The sequence below is a fragment of the Aquitalea pelogenes genome (assembly GCF_001515305.1).
Lineage (GTDB): Bacteria > Pseudomonadota > Gammaproteobacteria > Burkholderiales > Chromobacteriaceae > Aquitalea > Aquitalea pelogenes.
Map to the genome: position 1 here is coordinate 1 of NZ_LNQV01000099.1, position 2,267 is coordinate 2,267.

Sequence of the window (2,267 nt, forward strand, 5' to 3'; positions counted from 1 at the left end):
TCTATTGCATCGATAAGAAAAATACCTACAGGCGAAACAATAAGTATCGCAGCAAAGCCATTTTATGCGCAGAAAAAATCTGAGCGCACCATGCGCAAGTATTCCTTTAGTGGCGGCGGCAGCTTTTCACCCGATGGCAATTATCTGGCCCTGTCATTACCTAATTTCTCCTGCCGCAAAGGCAGTTATCCCGGCGTATACAATACCCGACCTGGAAAAAAGTGGAGTTCACCACCCCGGATGTCGACGCCCGTTGCGACGCCCTGTTTCCCAACCTGCCCACCCCCAGCCGCACCCTTAAAACACTTTGCGCTGATGAGGATGTCAATAACGTTTTCACCTTCCCCATTGCACCACTTGGGAACAATCAAACTGACTTATTTATTAAGGAATGAAAATCATGAAACTGGTAATCCATGCAAGTGTATTGGCACTGGCGCTACAAACCGCGTCAGCCGGCACCATCAATTACATTCACATCAAAAAAGATGCAATCACTCGCATTGATACCGAGGAGAACAATGATGAGTATTTCCAGGGAATTCATGTCTATCTGGATGGCAAGCAATGCAAAATTCTCGACACTACTGCCATCGAAGCCGACCGGATAAAAATGAGCTCGGATAAACAATATCTTGTTTTATATAATGGCTATCTTGAAATGAAGGAGCTAAAAGCTTGCGACAAGGTCATGAAACTGTCCGGGCAAACGACTGGCGCAATTGATGACATGTACAAAGAAAAAGATTTCCTGGTTGAACAAACAGAGGGCAGTTCACTTGGGCCATGCCAACCCTTATCAATCAGACACATTTCCACCAAGCAAGTAGTGAATATTCCAGCCGGAGCATTTTTTACTGCAAGTAAATCCAGCAGCAGCCTTGCTGATTCAGCCAGTTTCTCACCGGATGGTCAGTATCTTGCCTTGTCCACTTCGCATTTCTCTTGCCGTAAAGGCAGTTACCCCGGTGTGTACGACACACGAACATGGAAAAAAGTAGAGTTTACCACCCCGGAAGTTGACGCCCGTTGTGATGCCCTGTTTCCCAACCTGCCAACCCCCAGCCGGGTGCAACAGCCAGTTTGTGTTGAGCCGGGGGTTGGAATGAGATGATCAGTGCACTGTTGCATTCCGGTCCCGTAAATACACACCACCCTGCTGCTGCCTCCTTATCCTGCCAGGCTTCGACTCGCGGCCTGCAGGGCAACGTCAGGCAGCAGAGTGCTGCAACTTAGCCCTTCTCCTGCAGCGTCAGCGATTTTTGTTCCGGCTCCACCTCCAGCCCCCAGTCGCCGTATTCATACCAGTCCTCGCCCAGTACTTCCGCCGGGTGCTGGGTGCGGCCGGAACCATTGCCGCATTGCAGGGAGTCGGCCGGGCAGTATTTGTCGCAGCCCCAGCAAATGCGCTCCGGGTGCGCCGGGTGCAGGGGAAATTTCCGGGCCATCTGGTCTTCCTTTCCAGTGTATGAATCTGCCGAGCAGCAGCCTGCCATTGTCCGGGCACGGGCTGGCTGGCGACTTGCCGCATATCAAAAAAAACCCGGCACAAGGCCGGGTGAAGAAGGTGATTACACCTTGGAGTCGAGTTGCGCCCGGGCAGCGGCCGGGCTGCTCAAGCCGTCAAATGGGCATACAAGCGGGTGAGCACGCTGGGCAGCATCTGTGCCTGTTGCACCACCACATAGCCACGGTGGCCAAACAGATGGGGCAGATAATCCCCTGCTTCACGGTCCACCGTCAGGCAGAAGGGCAGCAGGCCGTCGCGGCGGGCTTCCAGAATGGCCTGGCGGGTGTCCTCTATGCCGTGGCGACCTTCGTAGTGGTCCAGGTCGTTGGGCTTGCCGTCGGAGATGATCAGCAGCAGGCGGCGTGCGGCAGGCTGTTGCAGCAGGATGCGGCTGCTCTGGCGGATGGCCGCGCCCATGCGGGTGTAATAGCCGGGGCGGATGGCCAGAATGCGGCCGCGGGTGCTGTCGTCGTAACGCTCAGCAAAATCCTTTAGCACCTGAAAGCGGACTTCCTGGCGGCGGATGGAGGAAAAGCCGTACAGGCCAAAACTGTCGCCTGCCGCGGACAGCGCTTCGGCAAACAAGAGCAGGCTGTCGCGGATGACGTCGATCACCCGGCCAGCCTCGTCCCCTACCCAGCTTTCGGTGGAGAGCGACAGGTCGGCCAGGGTCAGGCAGGCCAGGCTGCGCTCGCCCGGCGGCCAGGCCTGGTACAGGCCGGGTTCGGACTGGGCCACGCCGCTGTGGCGTTCGGCC

The 2,267-nt window shown here is 55.8% G+C and carries 4 protein-coding genes; 2 read left to right on the forward strand and 2 right to left on the reverse strand.

Features of this window, described 5'->3' with window-relative positions:
- Nucleotides 1–221 precede the first annotated feature (221 nt).
- Together AWT75_RS21790 and AWT75_RS20285 are read left to right on the forward strand one after the other, a co-directional pair.
- Nucleotides 222–395, forward strand: a complete 174-nt coding sequence (locus tag AWT75_RS21790) for a hypothetical protein (RefSeq protein ID WP_161937793.1) — start codon at nt 222–224, stop codon at nt 393–395.
- 5 nt (nt 396–400) lie between these two features.
- Nucleotides 401–1,114 carry a hypothetical protein gene (locus AWT75_RS20285; protein ID WP_153013414.1) on the forward strand — a complete coding sequence of 238 codons (714 nt, stop codon included), beginning with the start codon at nt 401–403 and terminating at the stop codon, nt 1,112–1,114.
- 118 nt (nt 1,115–1,232) lie between these two features.
- Here AWT75_RS20285 and AWT75_RS20290 read toward each other — a convergent pair whose 3' ends face one another.
- Both AWT75_RS20290 and AWT75_RS20295 read right to left on the reverse strand, forming a co-directional pair.
- Nucleotides 1,233–1,448, reverse strand: coding sequence for a DUF3079 domain-containing protein (locus AWT75_RS20290; RefSeq protein ID WP_062791558.1), 216 nt, complete (start codon nt 1,446–1,448; stop codon nt 1,233–1,235).
- A 167-nt stretch (nt 1,449–1,615) separates the two neighbouring features.
- The coding region (locus tag AWT75_RS20295; RefSeq protein ID WP_420835437.1) for a nitric oxide reductase activation protein NorD at nt 1,616–2,267 on the reverse strand (652 nt) is incomplete at its 5' end.

What these genes read in the sequence shown, in the direction of transcription:
- AWT75_RS20285 (WP_153013414.1), top strand. Translation starts at nt 401, where the DNA reads ATGAAACTGGTAATCCATGCAAGTGTATTGGCACTGGCGCTACAAACC.
- AWT75_RS20290 (WP_062791558.1), bottom strand. Translation starts at nt 1,448, where the DNA reads ATGGCCCGGAAATTTCCCCTGCACCCGGCGCACCCGGAGCGCATTTGC.